21 protein-coding genes and 1 pseudogene are annotated in these 16,198 nt (G+C 44.8%); 7 read left to right on the top strand and 15 right to left on the bottom strand.

Features of this window, described 5'->3' with window-relative positions:
* Position 1: 1 nt before the first annotated feature.
* The 13 genes and pseudogenes from rplN to AC4MCD_RS02020 form a co-directional block, all read right to left on the bottom strand.
* Positions 2-370 carry a 50S ribosomal protein L14 gene (gene rplN / locus AC4MCD_RS02080; protein ID WP_001982634.1) on the bottom strand — a complete coding sequence of 123 codons (369 nt, stop codon included), beginning with the start codon at positions 368-370 and terminating at the stop codon, positions 2-4.
* Positions 371-461: 91 nt separating this feature from the next.
* The gene (gene rpsQ, locus AC4MCD_RS02075; RefSeq protein WP_004786913.1) at positions 462-719 is read right to left on the bottom strand and encodes a 30S ribosomal protein S17; all 258 of its coding nucleotides are present in this window, start codon (positions 717-719) and stop codon (positions 462-464) included.
* Complete coding sequence (gene rpmC / locus AC4MCD_RS02070) at positions 716-913, bottom strand: 50S ribosomal protein L29 (RefSeq protein WP_004786915.1); 198 nt, start codon at positions 911-913, stop codon at positions 716-718. The genes rpsQ and rpmC overlap by 4 nt, the downstream gene beginning before the upstream one ends.
* A complete protein-coding gene (gene rplP / locus AC4MCD_RS02065) occupies positions 913-1,326 on the bottom strand; it encodes a 50S ribosomal protein L16 (protein ID WP_004786917.1) in 414 nt (137 codons plus the stop codon). The genes rpmC and rplP overlap by 1 nt, the downstream gene beginning before the upstream one ends.
* Positions 1,266-2,082 (bottom strand): annotated as a pseudogene (gene rpsC / locus AC4MCD_RS02060) (30S ribosomal protein S3). The gene rplP and the pseudogene rpsC overlap by 61 nt, the downstream one beginning before the upstream one ends.
* A gap of 1 nt (position 2,083) precedes the next feature.
* The gene (gene rplV, locus AC4MCD_RS02055; RefSeq protein WP_001982638.1) at positions 2,084-2,413 is read right to left on the bottom strand and encodes a 50S ribosomal protein L22; all 330 of its coding nucleotides are present in this window, start codon (positions 2,411-2,413) and stop codon (positions 2,084-2,086) included.
* 11 nt (positions 2,414-2,424) lie between these two features.
* Entirely contained in the window at positions 2,425-2,700 is a 276-nt protein-coding gene (gene rpsS / locus AC4MCD_RS02050) for a 30S ribosomal protein S19 (RefSeq protein WP_004673001.1), read from the bottom strand.
* A gap of 19 nt (positions 2,701-2,719) precedes the next feature.
* Positions 2,720-3,544, bottom strand: a complete 825-nt coding sequence (gene rplB, locus AC4MCD_RS02045) for a 50S ribosomal protein L2 (RefSeq protein ID WP_005233738.1) — start codon at positions 3,542-3,544, stop codon at positions 2,720-2,722.
* A gap of 11 nt (positions 3,545-3,555) precedes the next feature.
* A complete protein-coding gene (gene rplW, locus AC4MCD_RS02040; protein WP_004786923.1) occupies positions 3,556-3,876 on the bottom strand; it encodes a 50S ribosomal protein L23 in 321 nt (106 codons plus the stop codon).
* A complete protein-coding gene (gene rplD, locus AC4MCD_RS02035; protein WP_004786925.1) occupies positions 3,873-4,475 on the bottom strand; it encodes a 50S ribosomal protein L4 in 603 nt (200 codons plus the stop codon). The genes rplW and rplD overlap by 4 nt, the downstream gene beginning before the upstream one ends.
* 11 nt (positions 4,476-4,486) lie before the next feature.
* Complete coding sequence (gene rplC / locus AC4MCD_RS02030; protein WP_005233737.1) at positions 4,487-5,125, bottom strand: 50S ribosomal protein L3; 639 nt, start codon at positions 5,123-5,125, stop codon at positions 4,487-4,489.
* Positions 5,126-5,185: 60 nt separating this feature from the next.
* A complete protein-coding gene (rpsJ, locus tag AC4MCD_RS02025) occupies positions 5,186-5,497 on the bottom strand; it encodes a 30S ribosomal protein S10 (RefSeq protein WP_000070912.1) in 312 nt (103 codons plus the stop codon).
* Positions 5,498-5,771: 274 nt separating this feature from the next.
* Complete coding sequence (locus AC4MCD_RS02020) at positions 5,772-6,506, bottom strand: type 1 glutamine amidotransferase (protein WP_419364159.1); 735 nt, start codon at positions 6,504-6,506, stop codon at positions 5,772-5,774.
* Positions 6,507-6,668: 162 nt separating this feature from the next.
* Between AC4MCD_RS02020 and AC4MCD_RS02015 the strand changes: the two genes are divergently transcribed.
* The 7 genes from AC4MCD_RS02015 to AC4MCD_RS01985 all read left to right on the top strand — a co-directional run bounded on the left by AC4MCD_RS02015 (position 6,669) and on the right by AC4MCD_RS01985 (position 13,888).
* Positions 6,669-7,871: a PLP-dependent transferase gene (locus AC4MCD_RS02015; RefSeq protein WP_491876514.1), complete on the top strand. Its 1,203-nt coding sequence runs from the start codon at positions 6,669-6,671 to the stop codon at positions 7,869-7,871.
* An 18-nt stretch (positions 7,872-7,889) separates the two neighbouring features.
* Positions 7,890-9,407, top strand: a complete 1,518-nt coding sequence (locus AC4MCD_RS02010) for a helicase HerA-like domain-containing protein (protein ID WP_491876513.1) — start codon at positions 7,890-7,892, stop codon at positions 9,405-9,407.
* Positions 9,408-9,559: 152 nt separating this feature from the next.
* Positions 9,560-10,768 (top strand): NO-inducible flavohemoprotein, encoded by a 1,209-nt coding sequence (gene hmpA / locus AC4MCD_RS02005; RefSeq protein WP_491876512.1) that lies wholly within the window; start codon positions 9,560-9,562, stop codon positions 10,766-10,768.
* An 89-nt stretch (positions 10,769-10,857) separates the two neighbouring features.
* On the top strand, positions 10,858-11,298 hold the full coding sequence (locus tag AC4MCD_RS02000; RefSeq protein WP_419364151.1) for an RrF2 family transcriptional regulator: 441 nt from the start codon (positions 10,858-10,860) through the stop codon (positions 11,296-11,298).
* 93 nt (positions 11,299-11,391) lie between these two features.
* Complete coding sequence (gene yihA / locus AC4MCD_RS01995; RefSeq protein WP_491876511.1) at positions 11,392-12,309, top strand: ribosome biogenesis GTP-binding protein YihA/YsxC; 918 nt, start codon at positions 11,392-11,394, stop codon at positions 12,307-12,309.
* Positions 12,310-12,411: 102 nt separating this feature from the next.
* Positions 12,412-13,356, top strand: a complete 945-nt coding sequence (locus AC4MCD_RS01990) for a metal-dependent hydrolase (protein ID WP_491876510.1) — start codon at positions 12,412-12,414, stop codon at positions 13,354-13,356.
* Between the two features lie 97 nt (positions 13,357-13,453).
* Positions 13,454-13,888: a VOC family protein gene (locus tag AC4MCD_RS01985; RefSeq protein WP_491876509.1), complete on the top strand. Its 435-nt coding sequence runs from the start codon at positions 13,454-13,456 to the stop codon at positions 13,886-13,888.
* On the opposite strand, the gene AC4MCD_RS01980 is transcribed toward AC4MCD_RS01985, so the two are convergent.
* Positions 13,885-15,123, bottom strand: coding sequence for a dicarboxylate/amino acid:cation symporter (locus AC4MCD_RS01980; RefSeq protein WP_491876508.1), 1,239 nt, complete (start codon positions 15,121-15,123; stop codon positions 13,885-13,887). The two genes, AC4MCD_RS01985 and AC4MCD_RS01980, sit on opposite strands and share 4 nt — an antisense overlap.
* Before the next feature lie 143 nt (positions 15,124-15,266).
* Positions 15,267-16,139, bottom strand: coding sequence for an acyl-CoA thioesterase (locus AC4MCD_RS01975; protein WP_004786947.1), 873 nt, complete (start codon positions 16,137-16,139; stop codon positions 15,267-15,269).
* Positions 16,140-16,198 lie beyond the last annotated feature (59 nt).

Raw genomic sequence — 16,198 nt, 5'->3', positions numbered from 1 at the left:
CTTATAGAACTTCAGGAGCCAATGAAATAATTTTCATGAACTGTTCAGTACGAAGTTCACGAGTCACTGGTCCGAAAATACGAGTTGCAATCGGCGCTTTGTTGTTGTTCAAAATAACAGCAGCGTTATCGTCGAAACGAATCACTGAACCGTCTGGACGACGGATACCGAATTTTGTACGTACAACTACTGCATTCATCACGTCACCTTTTTTAACACGTGCGCGTGGAATTGCTTCTTTTACAGTAACTTTAATAATGTCGCCAACAGAAGCATAACGACGATGTGAACCACCAAGTACTTTAATACATTGTACGCGGCGAGCACCACTGTTGTCTGCTACGTCGAGCATAGTTTCGGTCTGAATCATTGCCCTACTCCAAAACCGAGCATCACCGGTCACAATTTCGAAAGGCTCAAAGAGTACTCGAAATTGACCGATGATGCAACAAGAACGTTAATTACTCAGCAGCTGCTTCAACAACTTCAACTAAAGTCCATGACTTAGTTTTAGACATTGGGCGGCTTTCTTTAATGGTTACAACGTCGCCAACTTTAGCTGTGTTGTTCTCATCATGAGCATGTAATTTTGTTGAACGGCGGATTGATTTGCCATACAACGGGTGTTGAACACGGCGTTCGATAAGAACAACGATAGATTTTTCCATCTTGTCGCTTACTACTTTGCCTGTTAACGTGCGGACTGTATTTTCACTCATTGTCCGTTCCCCTGTTTTTCGGTAAGGAGGGTCTTGATACGAGCAATAGTCTTGCGAGTCAATTGCACTTCGTGCGATTTACCCAATTGACCAGTTGCTTTCGCCATACGAAGACGGAATTGGTTTAGCTGTTGCTCATCAAGCAAAGCTGTCAACTCTTCTACCGACTTTTCACGTAGATCTTTAGTTTTCATTACATTACCGTCCGAGTCACGATAGTGGTTTTAAACGGAAGTTTAGCAGCAGCAAGCGTGAACGCTTCGCGAGCTAGGTCTTCGTTAACACCATCAATTTCGTACAAGACTTTACCTGGTTTGATTTGGCAAACCCAGTATTCCACAGAACCTTTACCTTTACCCATACGCACTTCAAGTGGTTTAGAAGTAATTGGCTTGTCCGGGAATACACGGATAAAGATTTTACCACCACGTTTAATACGACGGCTAATTGTACGACGCGCTGCTTCAATTTGACGTGCAGTCATTTGACCACGTTCAATTGATTTAAGTGCGATAGTACCAAAAGATACTGAGCTACCGCGGTGAGCTAGACCAGTGTTACGGCCTTTTTGCACCTTACGGAATTTAGTACGTTTAGGTTGCAACATGGATTATTCTCCTTTTTCAGCAGAACGATCATTGCGACGACCACGACGCTCTTGACCTTCACCACGACCGCGACCGCGTTTAGCTGGACGTTCTTCAGCTGGAGCTGGGTTCATGACTTGTTTCATGCCACCCAAGATCTCGCCACGGAAGATCCAAACTTTAACACCAATCGTACCGTAAGTAGTCTCAGCACGCATAGTCGCGTAGTCGATATCTGCACGAAGAGTATGTAGAGGTACACGACCTTCACGATACCATTCAGTACGAGCAATCTCAGCACCACCTAAACGGCCTGAAACTTCTACTTTGATACCTTTCGCACCAGCACGCATAGTGTTTTGAACCGCACGCTTCATAGCACGACGGAACATTACACGTTTTTCCAATTGAGAAGCAATCGCTTCAGCAACTAGACGCGCGTCTAAGTCTGGACGATCAATTTCGTTGATACTTACTTGCGCAGGAACACCCATAATAGATGTTAATTCGCGTTGTAATTTCTCAATGTCTTCGCCTTTTTTACCGATTACGATACCAGGACGAGCAGTGCTAATAGTTACTTTAGCAGCGCCTGTTGGACGTTCGATAAGAATATTGCTGATCATTGCATTCTTAAGTTTTTTAGTTAAAAACTCACGAACTTGCAAATCTTTAAGCAAGTATTCAGCGTATTGTTTCGGACTCGCATACCAGTTAGCGTTATGACGTTTCACAACACCTAGGCGGATACCGATTGGATGAACCTTCTGACCCATATCAAACCCCTACCTTAACGGTGATGTGACAAGTACGCTTAGTAATACGATCTGCACGGCCTTTAGCACGTGGCATAATACGTTTCAGGCTCATGCCTTCATCAACGTAGATCGTAGAAACTTTAAGGTCGTCTACATCTAAACTGTTATTATGTTCAGCGTTTGCAATTGCAGATTCCAACGCTTTCTTAACCAATACTGCAGCTTTTTTGTTGCTGAAGTTTAAGATGTTAAGAGCGTGCGCAACAGATTTGCCGCGGATAAGATCTGCAACCAAACGAGCTTTTTGTGCCGAGATAGCGGCACCGCGTAATTTAGCAGTTACTTCCATCATAGCACCTATTAACGTTTAGATTTCTTGTCAACACCGTGACCACGGTAGGTACGAGTCGGTGCAAATTCACCAAGCTTGTGTCCAACCATATGTTCAGAGATGATCACTGGAACATGGTTACGGCCATTGTGTACAGAAATTGTTAAACCAACAAAATCCGGGAGGATCATCGAACGACGCGACCAAGTTTTGATCGGCTTACGGTTATTAGCCGCGATAGCCGCTTCAACCTTAGCGAACAAGTGCGCATCGACGAATGGGCCTTTTTTCAGAGAACGAGGCATTGTCAGATTCCTTTACTTGTTACTTAACGCGACGGTCGCGAATAATCATCTTAGTCGTACGCTTGTTGGTACGTGTTTTGTACCCTTTAGCTTTTTGACCCCATGGGCTTACAGGTTGAATACCTTTGTTACGCCCTTCACCACCACCGTGTGGGTGATCAACTGGGTTCATCGCCATACCACGAACGGTAGGACGAACACCACGCCAGCGTGATGCACCAGCTTTACCTAGTGAGCGAAGGTTGCTTTCTGAGTTAGATACTTCACCTAACACAGCGCGGCATTCAACATGAATTTTACGCATCTCGCCTGAACGAAGACGAACGATAGCGTAAGAACCGTCACGACCCAACAACTGAACAGAAGTACCAGCTGAACGAGCTAACTGCGCGCCTTTACCGATTTTAAGTTCGATGTTGTGAAGAGTAGAACCGATAGGCATGTTGCGAAGTGGCAAGCAGTTACCTGGACGGATTGGAGCATCGTTACCAGATTGAACTGAATCACCAGCGCGTAAACCTTTAGGCGCGATGATGTAGCGACGTTCACCGTCAGCATACTTCAACAACGCAATGTGCGCAGTACGGTTTGGATCGTATTCAATACGTTCAACTACAGCTGGGATGCCGTCTTTGTTACGTTTGAAGTCGATTAAACGGTAGTGTTGTTTGTGACCGCCACCAACGTGACGAGTCGTAATGTGACCGTTGTTATTACGGCCGCCAGTACGTTTTTTAGCTTCAACTAGTGGAGCATAAGGCGCGCCTTTGTGAAGGTGATCATGAACCACTTTCTCTACAAAGCGACGTCCTGGAGACGTTGGCTTACATTTTTGAATAGGCATAGTTTTCGTCCTTATTCCGCTGCGCTTTCAGCGGCATCGCCCAAGTCAGCCATTTCAACATCTTGGCCAGCTTTCAGGGTGACGTATGCTTTTTTAACATCAGAACGACGTCCTAATGTTTTACCAAAGCGTTTAGTTTTACCTTTAGTGATCGTAGTGTTAACTTTAACAACTTCTACACCAAACAATTGTTCAACTGCTTTTTTGATTTCAAGTTTGTTTGCATCAAGTGCAACTTTGAATACTTGAACACCAGCAGTTTCACCTAAAACTTGTGCTTTTTCTGAGAAAACAGGTCCTTGCAGGACTTGATATAAACGTTCGTTGTTCATCCGAGTTCTACCTCAATTTTCTTAGCAGCAGCTACAGACATAACAACTTTATCGAACGCGATCAAGCTAACAGGATCGATTGCAGTCGCATCAACCACATCAACGTGTGGAAGGTTACGAGCAGCTAGATACAAGTTCTCATCAACAGCATCAGTAACGATCAATGCACGAGTAGCATTCAAGTCGTTAAGTTTTGCAAGCAATTCTTTAGTTTTTGGAGCTGCAACAGCAAACTCTTCAACTAGAACTAAGCGATCTTGACGAACAAGTTCAGCCAGGATGCATTGCATAGCACCGCGGTACATTTTACGGTTTACTTTTTGAGACCAGTCTTGTGGACGAGCAGCAAAAGTTTTACCACCGCCAACCCAGATTGGGCTACGAATAGAACCAGCACGAGCGCGGCCAGTACCTTTTTGACGGAATGGTTTTTTACCACCGCCAGAAACGTCTGCGCGTGATTTCTGAGCTTTAGAACCTTGACGACCACCAGCTAAGTAAGCTGTAACAACTTGGTGTACAAGAGCTTCATTAAATTCACGACCGAACGCAACTTCTGATAATTCAACAGCAGAGCCGGAAACAGTATTTAAATTCACGTTATTTCCCCTCAGGCCTTGATCGTAGGACGAACAGTTACGTCGCCACCAGTAGCGCCAGGAATCGCACCTTTAACTACTAGAACTGAACGTTCTGCGTCGATAGATACAATTTCAAGACCCTGTACAGTTACGCGTTCAGCACCTAAATGGCCAGCCATTTTTTTGCCTTTGAACACGCGACCAGGAGTCTGGTTTTGACCTGTAGAACCTAGAACACGGTGAGAAACAGAGTTACCGTGAGTAGCGTCTTGAGTACGGAAGTTCCAACGCTTAACACCACCTTGGAAACCTTTACCTTTAGACTGACCAGTTACGTCAACAATTTGACCAACTGTGAACAGATCTACACCGATAGTAGCGCCAACTTCACGACCTTCAAGCTCAGCTTCTGAAACGCGGAATTCTTGAACCAGACGACCAGCAGCAACACCAGCTTTCGCAAAGTGACCTTTCTGAGCGTTAGTTACGCGAGATTCGCGACGTTCACCAGTAGTGATTTGAATCGCTTGATAACCATCAGTTTCAAGCGTTTTGATTTGAGTGATGCGGTTAGGATCAACCTCAATCACTGTAACAGGCACAGAAACACCAGCATCTGTAAAGATACGTGTCATACCGCACTTGCGACCGACTAAACCAATAGCCATGTGCATAAACCTCTAAAAAAGCGGCCTAATTAACTTAGAGCGTTAATTAACCCGAAAGCCTTAACCCAATGCGATCTGAACATCAACACCAGCTGCAAGATCTAACTTCATCAATGCATCTACAGTTTTGTCTGTAGGTTGAACGATGTCGATCAAACGTTTATAAGTGCGGATCTCGTATTGGTCACGCGCATCTTTGTTAACGTGTGGTGATGTTAAAACGTTAAAACGTTCAATGCGTGTAGGCATTGGAATTGGACCACAAACTTGTGCGCCAGTACGTTTTGCTGTTTCTACGATTTCTTGAGCTGATTGATCAATAAGACGGTGATCAAAAGACTTAAGACGGATACGAATTCTCTGGTTAGACATACCAGTTAACTCCAAGCCAAATATATAAAGAATCACTCTTGACGCATCTCACCCCACTATTTTAAGGCAAGTGTCAAGAGCAGTGAAATATCACTAAGGTCGTGATCGATGCCACGACTGTAACGATAGTTAACTACTTTCTTCGCAGTTAACCCCCTTCCTATCAAAGGGTCGCTTATTATAGCCATTGTTTATTGCATAAGCAAATCCCTTTTAGAGTTTTTCTTGCTGTATTTCAATTTATTCGGGAAATCAATTGTTTATTTTTTACCCACTAGGCTGTTTTTTCCAAAACATACTGAATAGCTTGGTTTAGTATTTGATTTCCTTGAATAAAATTATTTTTGGTTGTTCTTTTCAGTTGTTGAATGTCCTGTACATATTTTCCAGAAAATTGTGAAATTTCTTCTTCATTTTCCAAAAACAGCTTTAAAGTTTCCGGGGTGATTTCCGGATGAAACTGGAAACCCAAGACATTCTTGCCGAGTTGATACATCTGATTACGACAGGCTTCATTTTCTGCCAGATGAATCGCTCCCTTAGGCAGCTCAAAGGTTTCACTATGCCACTGCATGATTTCAAACTGTTCAGGCAAAACAAAACAATCCTCGGGTACATGTGCAACTTTGCGAACCGTGGTCCAGCCCAGCTCCTGTTCCTGGTTACAGCTGACGGCCGCCCCCAAGGCATTGGCGATCAACTGCCCACCCAAACATAGGCCAATCGTTGGTTTTCCGTGGGAAAGATAACGGCGTAACCAGCGTTTTTCGATCTTGAGCCATGGATAATTCGCTTCATCATTGACACTCATGGTGCCTCCCATGATGATCAGCAAATCAACTTCATCGACTGATGGCAAAGCTTCAATATCCAGTGGACGATCGACGGGTAAAGCAAAGAATTCAGTCGCAGTAATTTGCGCCTGATGCTGCTTTAAAAAATCAATACAACTACCAAAACCCTCGCCAGCAATATGCTGAAAATAATGTACTTTTAACTGCGACTTCATGCGCCTAAACCTTTTGTTGTAGCTCTCTGATTTTAGGTTTAGCAAAAATGAAGCCAACTTTTTAGCAATGTCAATTTTTTCAACATTTCACAACATAACTGGCAGCAATAATGAGATTATCTTAAGCTAAAGCAATATTTGATTACATTTAAGAGCATTCACGTGAAAAAAAATCCTCAAACAGCGCTGATTCATGCACCACGAAAGGCCCCGCAATATATTTCCAGTATTCAACCTCCCCTGTTTCGTGCATCCACCATCATCTTTAACAATACTGATGCCCTATTTAATCGCCACTGGACTGATGACTATGACTATAGCTATGGCACGCATGGTACACCGACGACATTTACCTTAGGCGATAGCATTGCCCAGATCGAAGGCGGTCAATATTGCTTGCTGGCACCGAGTGGTTTATCCGCGATTAATCTCGTGAATTCTTGTTTTTTAAGCCAAGGCGATGAAGTGTGGGTTGCGGATAATATCTATGGTCCAAACATGGAACATCTACGCAACCTGGAAACCCGCTATGGCATTCAAGTCAAAGTCTATAATGCGATAGATGCGGATACTTTTCAGCCCTCGGAAAAAGCCAAACTACTTTGGCTTGAAGCGGCGGGTTCCGTGACTTTAGAATTTCCCGATTTAAGTCGCTTGGTCAAGAAGGCCCAAGCGAACAACATCCTCACTGCGCTGGACAATACCTGGGGTGCAGGCCTTGCCTTTAATGCATTTGATTTTGGTGAGGATCATATAAGTGTCGATATGACTGTGCATGCCCTGACCAAATATCCAAGTGGTGGCGGTGATATCCTGATGGGTTCAGTGGTGACCCGCGATAAAGACCTGCATCACAAATTGTTCCGTGCGCATGCCATTCAGGGTATCTCTGTATCAGGCGATGATGTCGCTCAGGTACAACGAAGTCTGGCGTCGATGCAACTCCGATATGAACATCAATCACAAAGCTGCTTAACCTTATTACACTGGCTCAAACAGCAACCAGAATTTGTCCAGGTCTTACATCCGGCTGATACTGACAACGCAGGTCATGAATACTGGAAAGAAATTTGCAAGCAAGGACACAGTGCCGGACTGGTCAGCGTGATTTTTGACAATAACTACAAGTTGCAAGATATTCGCAATTTCTGTGACAGCTTAAAACTGTTTAAGCTTGGCTTTAGCTGGGGTGGTCCTGTCAGTCTGGTCATGCTATATAACTTAAAAGAAATGCGTGTGCTTGAACATTCACATTTGAAAGAGGGTTTTCTGGTCCGTTTTTGTATTGGGCTAGAACATCCGGAAGATCTGATGGAAGATATTCAACATGCACTACAAAACATGAAAAAACTTAAAAATGAATAAATAACAACAGGAAAATCTATGGGTACACCGATCATTATTGCTAAAAAAACCAGTGATACCACGCAAGATATTGTGCTGCATTCACAGCTTGCCAACCGTCACGGACTGATTGCCGGCGCGACCGGAACCGGCAAAACGGTAACCTTGAAAGTTTTGGCAGAAAGCTTTTCTCGCATTGGTGTACCCGTGTTCCTTGCCGATGCCAAGGGAGATGTTTCCAGCCTGGCCAAGCCAGGCGAAAGTAATCCTAAGTTTGATGAACGTATTAAAAGCCTGAATATTGACTCAATTCCTTTTGAAGCTTCGCCGGTCGTATTCTGGGATCTGTTTGGTGAACAGGGCCATCCGATCCGTACTACGATTTCCGAAATTGGACCACTCCTCCTTGCCCGTATCCTAAACCTGAATGACACGCAAGAAGGAGTACTGTCCGCCGTCTTTCGGATTGCTGATGATCAGGGCCTGCTACTGATCGACTTTAAAGACCTGAAAGCCATGCTGAGTTATGTCAGCGAACATACTGCAGACTTTAAAGCGGAATATGGCAATCTATCGCCTGCCAGCCTCGGTGCGATTCAACGCAATTTATTGGCACTTGCGGATCAAGGCGGGGATAAATTCTTTGGCGAGCCAGCACTAGACCTGATGGATTTCCTGCAAACGGATAGCCAAGGCCGCGGCAATATCAATCTGCTGGCTGCCGACAAGCTGATGAACACACCGAAGTTGTACGCCACTTTCCTGTTATGGATGCTGTCAGAGTTATTTGAACAGTTACCAGAGGTCGGTGATCTGGACAAACCGAAACTGGTGTTCTTCTTTGATGAAGCGCATTTACTCTTTGATAATGCCAGCCCCGCCCTGCAGGAAAAGATTGAACAGGTGGTGCGTCTGATCCGCTCCAAAGGTGTCGGGATTTACTTTGTCACCCAGAATCCACTCGACTTACCTGAAAGCGTATTAGGGCAACTCGGCAACCGTATTCAGCATGCTTTACGCGCTTTTACTCCTAAAGACCAGAAGGCAGTCAAAACGGCGGCAGATACCTTCCGTGCCAATCCAGAATTTAAAGTGCAGGAAGCGATTACTGAACTTGCTGTAGGTGAAGCGCTGATTAGCTGTCTGGATGAAAAAGGCACACCACAAATTGTGGAACGTGGCTGGATCATGCCACCACATTCTTCTTTTAGTCCGATCTCAATTGAAGAACGTAAAGTGCTCATGCAGCAAAGTATCATGGCTGGTATTTATGAGCAGGAAGTTGACCGTGACAGTGCACATGAGATGCTGCAGCAAAAAGTACTGGAACGTCAGCAGCAGGCACAAGCCGCGGAACTTGCCAAGCAACAGGCCAAAGAACAGGAACGTTTGGCACGTGAACAGCAAAAAGAAGCTGAACGTGCAGCCAAGCAACGTGAAAAACTCACACAGGATATTGTGAGTACCTTTGCCAAAAGTGCAGCACGTAGTCTTGGTGGTAATACCGGACAGAAAATTGTGCGTGGTCTATTAGGCTCTCTCTTCGGGCGTAAATAACCTTCCTTTCTCCGATCGAAAACATCATTTTTATGGGATATTTTTATATCCCATAATTTTTTTATGGTTTTATGCATTTCCTATATTGTAAAAGCATTTTATAAGATGTATTTTAAATGCATCTTATAAATAACAGCCATGAGAGATCAGCTATGACTCCACAGCAAATTGACCTTGTAAAAGCCACTGTTCCTGTTCTTCGTGAAAATGGGGTTGCCCTGACTGGTTATTTCTATAACCGTATGCTAGGCAATAATCCTGATTTGAAAGAAACCTTTAACATGGGACATCAACGTAGTGGAGCTCAAGCACAAGCCTTGGCAGGTGCGGTTCTGGCTTATGCTGAAAATATCGAAGATCCATCTGTGCTGTTACCCGTGGTTGAGCTAATCGCACACAAGCACGTAAGCCTAAACATTAAGGCACCGGACTACAGCATTGTTGGAGAAAACCTGTTGCATTCAATCAGTGAAGTATTGAACATTTCGATGGATGATCCACTGATTGATGCTTGGGCTGCAGCGTACGGTCAACTGGCGGATCTGTTCATTGCAACTGAAAAAGCGATTTATGATCAGCATGAACAAACTAAAGGCAGCTGGTTAGGCTGGCGCAATTTCAAGATTGCCAAGAAAGTCGTAGAAAGTGATGAAATCACTTCCTTCTACTTGGCTCCAGTTGACGGCGGTCCATTACCGAAATATGAAGCTGGACAATATATCTCTGTACGCGTGTTTGTGCCTGAGCTGAACCTAAAACAGCCACGCCAATATACCCTGTCGACTTGCCCACAAGCGGATTACCTGCGTATTTCCGTGAAACGTGAAGACCAGAAAGGTGACATGGTACCAGGCTGGGTATCCAATACCCTACACAGCCTGCCAGAAGGTTCGGAAATTGAAGTCTCTGCACCGACCGGTAACTTCTACCTGATCGATCCGAATAAACGTAATGTGTTTATCAGTGGTGGTGTAGGCTTGACTCCAATGGTGGCCATGCTGAACCAGCTAGTGACTCTGGATATGCCACAGCCTGTGACTTTCATCCATGCCTGCCGTAGCAAACAGGTTCATGCAATGAAACAGCATATTCATGACCTGAAAGCCAAATATCCACGTTTAAGCACAATGACTGCTTATGAATTCCCGCACCCAAGCGATAAACTGGGTGAGGATTATGATTTTGCTGGTCGTCTGGACTTAAGCACTGTAGATAGCGCATTATTACCAGCCAATGCAGACTACTATCTCTGTGGCCCAATGCCATTTATGGCTGAACAGCAAAAGGCGCTCGTCGCTCGCGGAATCCCTGCTGAGAACATTCATAGCGAAGCCTTTGGCACAGGTGGTGTACGCCACTAACTGCTTCTTCAGCTTAAAATAAAAAAAGAGGGTTAGTCTGGTATGCTAGACTAACCCTAATTTTTTTCATCAAAAACATCAGTATTATCATGCAACTGAATAAATTTACTGACTATGCGCTGCGCATACTGATGTATGTTGCGCAACCCCGCGATCTGCCTTATACGATTGCCGAGCTGGCGGAGCGCTTACAGATTTCGCAGAACCATGCCATGAAAATCGTCTACTTTATGGCGAAACAGGACTGGCTCATTACCTCTCGCGGTAAAGGGGGTGGAATCCGTCTCAATCCGGCTGCCCTGCAAGTTCAGCTCGGACAGATTGTGCGTATTCTGCAACGTGACAACCAGATTGTGGAATGTAATGATCCACCCTGTGTATTACGTACCAATTGCGGATTAAAAGGCATTCTGGATCAGGCTGTGGAACAGTTCTATACCAGTCTCGATCAATATATTCTAGGTGATGTCGTTGAACCGACCAAGGAACATTTTAGCATCCAGTCACCGATTAGCCTGATCAATCTCTAATACCCTTATTCTATGGGGCAATTCTAAAGTTCGCTTGCCCGCCCGACTTCCTTTATAATAGCTTCTTGTATAATTAGTCATTGAAGTTGAGCCATGCATCACAGCAGAGGAAAGTCGAAAAACAGTAAGGCATCAAATGCCCCAAAGCAAAAGATCAGCTATGAAAAAAAGGTCGATCCAGCCATTACTGAATATTCGGTACAAGCCCTCAACTGGTTACGCAAAGCTGAGTTCCTGATGAGTGCACCTAAGCTCAGCTTGTGTGTAGAAGATACTGGTTATGAGGTAGCTTTTGCTGGCCGTTCCAATGCGGGTAAATCGAGTGCCATCAATGCCCTGACCAATCAGAAACAGTTGGCCCGTGCCTCTAAAAAACCAGGTCGTACCCAGATGATCAACTTCTTTAGCCTTGGCAATCCGGATCAGCGCCTAGTCGATTTACCGGGTTACGGTTATGCAGCGGTCCCAGAAGCCATGAAAATTGTCTGGCAGAAAGAACTGGAAAACTATCTGATTCACCGTAAGAGCCTTCAAGGTCTGGTGCTGCTGATGGATATCCGTCACCCGCTACAACACTTTGATGTGATGATGCTGGAATGGGCCTATTCACGTAAATTATTCGTACATGTGCTGCTGACTAAAGCCGACAAGCTGAACCGTGGCCCTGCTTCGAAAGCACTACAAGAAGTGAAAGCCAAACTGAAAAAGATGAAGCTGGATTTCTCGATTCAACTGTTCTCTTCTCTAAACAAGCAAGGTTTGGAAGAACTGGCCAGTGTGATGGGCGGCCGTTTGAACTTCACTTTGAATCAAGCACCTGAATTTGATCTGGACAGCATTCCTGAAGCTTCAATACATGATTTAAATGAAGCTGATGAACCAATTGAATTATTAGAAGATGAAGCTGAAGAAGACAGCGCTCATGAAGTCACTGCCAGTGAACTGAATGATCTGGACGCGCCTGTGGAAGCTGATCCAACAAAGATTATCGAACAGAATCCACAAAAATAAGCCGAATGTGTTTCATCGGATAAAAGAATGTCCCGTACTGCCTGCTGCAATTCGGGATATTTTTTTCATACTGTCTTGATCAAGCAGTGATGGATTCACACCATGTCTTTACTTTCGCGCTTCAAAACAACAAGAATTGGCTCTTCCATTTCCTATTTTATCCAGCCTCGCAAAGTCAGCTTTGAGTGGCAGGATACTCCAGTCGACTGGATTCCTGATCAGCCCTTTGCCAGTTACTTCGTCAATGAAATTAACAATATTCTACCTGCAGGTGAACTCTGGTTCTGCCGTTTATATAACAAAGTCCTCCCCCAGATCACTGACAAAAAATTAAAGCATGATGTACAGGCGTTTATCCGTCAGGAAGCCATGCATGCCCAGGCACATAATTCGGCCAATAAAGAATATTTATCTGAACGTCAGATTGATATCCAGCGCAATCTGGACATCATGCATTTCCTATTTAACAAGCTGCTCGCCGATCAGCCATTCGGTCTCAAAATTCCTAAAATCTTAGAACATCAATGGGATCTGTTCCGTCTCGGTATTATTGCGACAGTAGAACACATGACCTGCGTCCTGGGTAAATACGCACTCTACAATACTGAATGGGAACGTCTGGGTGCTGATCCGAATATGCTGGATCTGGTGAAATGGCATGGTGCTGAAGAAATTGAGCATCGTAGTGTGGCTTTTGATTTATACCGTCACCTAGGTGGCGGCTATATTGCCCGTTATTATCTAAGTGTGGTGGTCATTATTGGTGTAATTGGCCTTTGGGTCGATGGTGCAGCACATTTAATGGCACAGGATCCACGCTTTAAGTCACTTAAACCTGCCGTGTATAAACCCTGGATCTGGAAAGAATGGTGGCGCATTTCCCAGTTAGATAACCGCCTTCTACCCAACCCGCTGTGGTTAGTATCCCAACAGCTCGGTTATTTAATGCCTTGGTATGATCCGGTGCATGAGGGCAGTACCGATGATGCGCTGCATTATCTCAACCATTCACAGGCAGCCAAACGCGCTATTCTCAAAGTCGCTTAAGCTTGTCTGCTATTACAATTTCTAACAGCAGGGATCACTCCCCTGCTTTTTATTTGTCCTAAGATAGAAATATAACAATCATAATCAGGAGGGAGTTATGCAAGCACGGATTTCTGTCATTACCCTCGGTGTGCTCGATCTGGAAGCTTCACTACGCTTTTACCGTGACGGACTGGGTTTTCCCAGTGAAGGAATTATGGGTGAAGAGTTTGAATATGGCGCGATAGCTTTTATTCAGTTACAACCTGGTCTTAAGCTTGCCCTATGGCCACAGTTTAGTATCCAGCAAGATACCGGTCTGGAGCCAAGCCCAATCTGTCCGACTCAAATGACTCTAGGGCATAATGTCTATAGTCCTTTAGAAGTCGATCAGGCAATGGCACAGGCAGAACGTGCCGGCGCTAAAATTATCAAACCTGCACACACCACCTTTTATGGCGGATATGCAGGTTATTTTCAGGATCCCAATGGTCATCTCTGGGAAATTGTCTGGAATCCGGACTTAGATAAAGCTGAATTAGACAAAGATTAAATCGGCACTTCAGGCTCGCGGGTATGTCGATCTACCACCACACTAATCATCATATCGCCCTGTACATTCACTACTGTACGTACCGTATCGAGTAGACGGTCAATCGGAAGTAAAATCGCAATCGCTTCAGCAGGTAAACCCACTGATTGCAGTACCATGATCATAGTGACCATGCCGGCACTTGGAATGCCCGGTGCACCTAGGGACGCAATCATTGCCGTGGCACAAACCACCAGCTGCTGACCTAAGGTTAGATCCAGCCCCATCAGATTAGCAATAAACAAAGCTGCTGCAGCTTCATAAAGTGCCGTTCCATCCATATTCAGCTGTGTGCCAAGAGGAATCACAAAACCAGCTGTTTGCGGACGTACCCCCAGATTTTCCTGCGCGCATTTTAAAGAAATCGGCATGGTTGCCGAACTGGAGCTGGTGGCAAAGGCAGTAATTAATGCACTACGGGTACCTTTAAAAAAGGTCAGCGGATTCATTTTTCCGAAGATCCATAGCAATAACGGCAACACCACTATCCCATGAAAAATTGTGGTGCCTGTCACGACTGCCGCAAACTCAGCCAAACGGCTCAGTACTGAAATATCTTCAGTGGCAATTAACTTGGCGAGTAGTGCAAAAATCCCAATCGGTGCCAGTTTCATGATCCAGCCAATCATCAACATCATGATGTCAAAAAACTGGTGACTGAGCTTACGCACAGTACGGAAGCTATCTCCACCTGCGACCAAAGCCACACCGATAAACAGAGCAAAAATTACAACAGCTAGGACATTACCGTCAGCAAAGGCCTTAAAGGGATTGATCAGGGTATTCTGAATAAAATTAGTAAAGAAAGGCGATGGCGTTAAAGTATCAGGCGTTTGATGCTGAGCCATGGCATCCTGAAACATCACCACATCCACACCTCTCCCCACATTAAACAGATGTGCACAGGTTAGCCCTAAAATCAGTGCCAATGAGGTGGTGGTCACGCAGCATAATAGGGTGATTTTCCAGGTTCGACTCAGCTGTCCCCCCGCCTGCAGATTAGACACTCCAACCACGATTGAGGTAAAAATCAGGGGGATCAAAATCATTTTCAGCAGACCAATAAAAAGGCTGCTGGCGATTCCAATCCCGTACAGGCCGACATCAAAAAATGTGCTTTGCGGAAATAAAGTCAGTAAAAATCCAAACAGTACCCCCAATACGGCGGCAATTAAAATCTGCGTATTTAAGCTCATTTTACATGCATTTTTAATATTGATCTTAAGGGCACTATGCCATGCAAGTGCTGGAGAATCGAGTAATTTTTTATAAAGAGCCGTGCTTAAAAAGGTATAAAGCCGGATCTAGAATCCGGCTTTATTTAAATTAAAAGTATGCTTTACTGGGTTTCAATTTCACGTAAACGGATCAGGCCTTCTTGTGTGGTACTGCAGACCAGCTCACCATTTTGCCACATGCGGCCAAAGTTCAGACCACGTGAACTGGCACTTTGAGTAGCATCCATGTCGTATAACATCCATTCATCTACCCGGAATGGTTTATGGAAATACATGGCATGGTCAATACTGGCACATTGCAAGCTTGGAGACAGATAACTTAAACCATGCGGACGAAGGGCCGTGGTCATTAAGGTAAAGTCTGAATAGAAAGCTGCAATCGCCTGATGCAGGGAAATCTCATCCACTTCTGCAGCGATCTTTCCATGAGTACGGATATAGTGCGCATAATTCGGCGCTTCCGGTTGCGGCTGGAATGGATTCACTGGCATTACAGGGCGAATTTCGACATGACGGTCACGCATGAAAGACGCACGCACGTTTTCCGGAATAAATTCGATAATCTGCCGGGTGAGTTCCGCTTCATTTTTTAGACTTTCTGCCGGTGGATATTCAGGTTCTGAAATCTGATAGTTCAGGCCTTCTTCCTGATGCGCAAAAGAAACCATACACATGAAAATGGTACGGCCATGCTGAATGGCGCGGACCTGACGGCTGACAAAGCTTTTTCCATCACGGATACGATCCACTTCATAAATGATCGGTGCGTTGACATCTCCACCAAACAGGAAATAGGCATGCAATGAATGCGCAGGACGATCTGTAGTATAAGACGCAGCACGTAGGGCCTGTCCCAAGACCTGCCCACCAAATACGCGCTTGCCTACCAGATTACGGCTAATTCCCCGGAAAATATTTTCTTCTAACTTTTCTAAACTGAGCAGCTCGACCAGTTCCTGTGTTAAGGCATTCATAAGCAACCTGTGTGATATTGGCAAGATCCAGAAGTGTAGAAATAAATCTATACAATTTA

The sequence above is a fragment of the Acinetobacter sp. CAU_H_78 genome, from assembly GCF_058599365.1.
This window is presented reverse-complemented; position numbering and strand designations above follow the sequence as displayed.

Bases quoted from the DNA above. Each gene is read 5' to 3' on its own strand.
- AC4MCD_RS02000 (WP_419364151.1), top strand. From the start codon at position 10,858: ATGCAACTGAATAAATTTACTGACTATGCGCTGCGCATACTGATGTAT.
- AC4MCD_RS01975 (WP_004786947.1), bottom strand. From the start codon at position 16,139: ATGAATGCCTTAACACAGGAACTGGTCGAGCTGCTCAGTTTAGAAAAG.
- hmpA (WP_491876512.1), top strand. From the start codon at position 9,560: ATGACTCCACAGCAAATTGACCTTGTAAAAGCCACTGTTCCTGTTCTT.
- AC4MCD_RS01990 (WP_491876510.1), top strand. From the start codon at position 12,412: ATGTCTTTACTTTCGCGCTTCAAAACAACAAGAATTGGCTCTTCCATT.
- rpsS (WP_004673001.1), bottom strand. From the start codon at position 2,700: ATGCCTCGTTCTCTGAAAAAAGGCCCATTCGTCGATGCGCACTTGTTC.
- rpsJ (WP_000070912.1), bottom strand. From the start codon at position 5,497: ATGTCTAACCAGAGAATTCGTATCCGTCTTAAGTCTTTTGATCACCGT.
- yihA (WP_491876511.1), top strand. From the start codon at position 11,392: ATGCATCACAGCAGAGGAAAGTCGAAAAACAGTAAGGCATCAAATGCC.
- rplV (WP_001982638.1), bottom strand. From the start codon at position 2,413: ATGGAAGTAACTGCTAAATTACGCGGTGCCGCTATCTCGGCACAAAAA.
- rplC (WP_005233737.1), bottom strand. From the start codon at position 5,125: ATGGCTATTGGTTTAGTCGGTCGCAAGTGCGGTATGACACGTATCTTT.
- AC4MCD_RS02020 (WP_419364159.1), bottom strand. From the start codon at position 6,506: ATGAAGTCGCAGTTAAAAGTACATTATTTTCAGCATATTGCTGGCGAG.
- AC4MCD_RS01980 (WP_491876508.1), bottom strand. From the start codon at position 15,123: ATGAGCTTAAATACGCAGATTTTAATTGCCGCCGTATTGGGGGTACTG.
- rplP (WP_004786917.1), bottom strand. From the start codon at position 1,326: ATGTTGCAACCTAAACGTACTAAATTCCGTAAGGTGCAAAAAGGCCGT.
- rplN (WP_001982634.1), bottom strand. From the start codon at position 370: ATGATTCAGACCGAAACTATGCTCGACGTAGCAGACAACAGTGGTGCT.
- rpmC (WP_004786915.1), bottom strand. From the start codon at position 913: ATGAAAACTAAAGATCTACGTGAAAAGTCGGTAGAAGAGTTGACAGCT.
- AC4MCD_RS02010 (WP_491876513.1), top strand. From the start codon at position 7,890: ATGGGTACACCGATCATTATTGCTAAAAAAACCAGTGATACCACGCAA.
- rplW (WP_004786923.1), bottom strand. From the start codon at position 3,876: ATGAACAACGAACGTTTATATCAAGTCCTGCAAGGACCTGTTTTCTCA.
- AC4MCD_RS01985 (WP_491876509.1), top strand. From the start codon at position 13,454: ATGCAAGCACGGATTTCTGTCATTACCCTCGGTGTGCTCGATCTGGAA.
- rplB (WP_005233738.1), bottom strand. From the start codon at position 3,544: ATGCCTATTCAAAAATGTAAGCCAACGTCTCCAGGACGTCGCTTTGTA.
- rpsQ (WP_004786913.1), bottom strand. From the start codon at position 719: ATGAGTGAAAATACAGTCCGCACGTTAACAGGCAAAGTAGTAAGCGAC.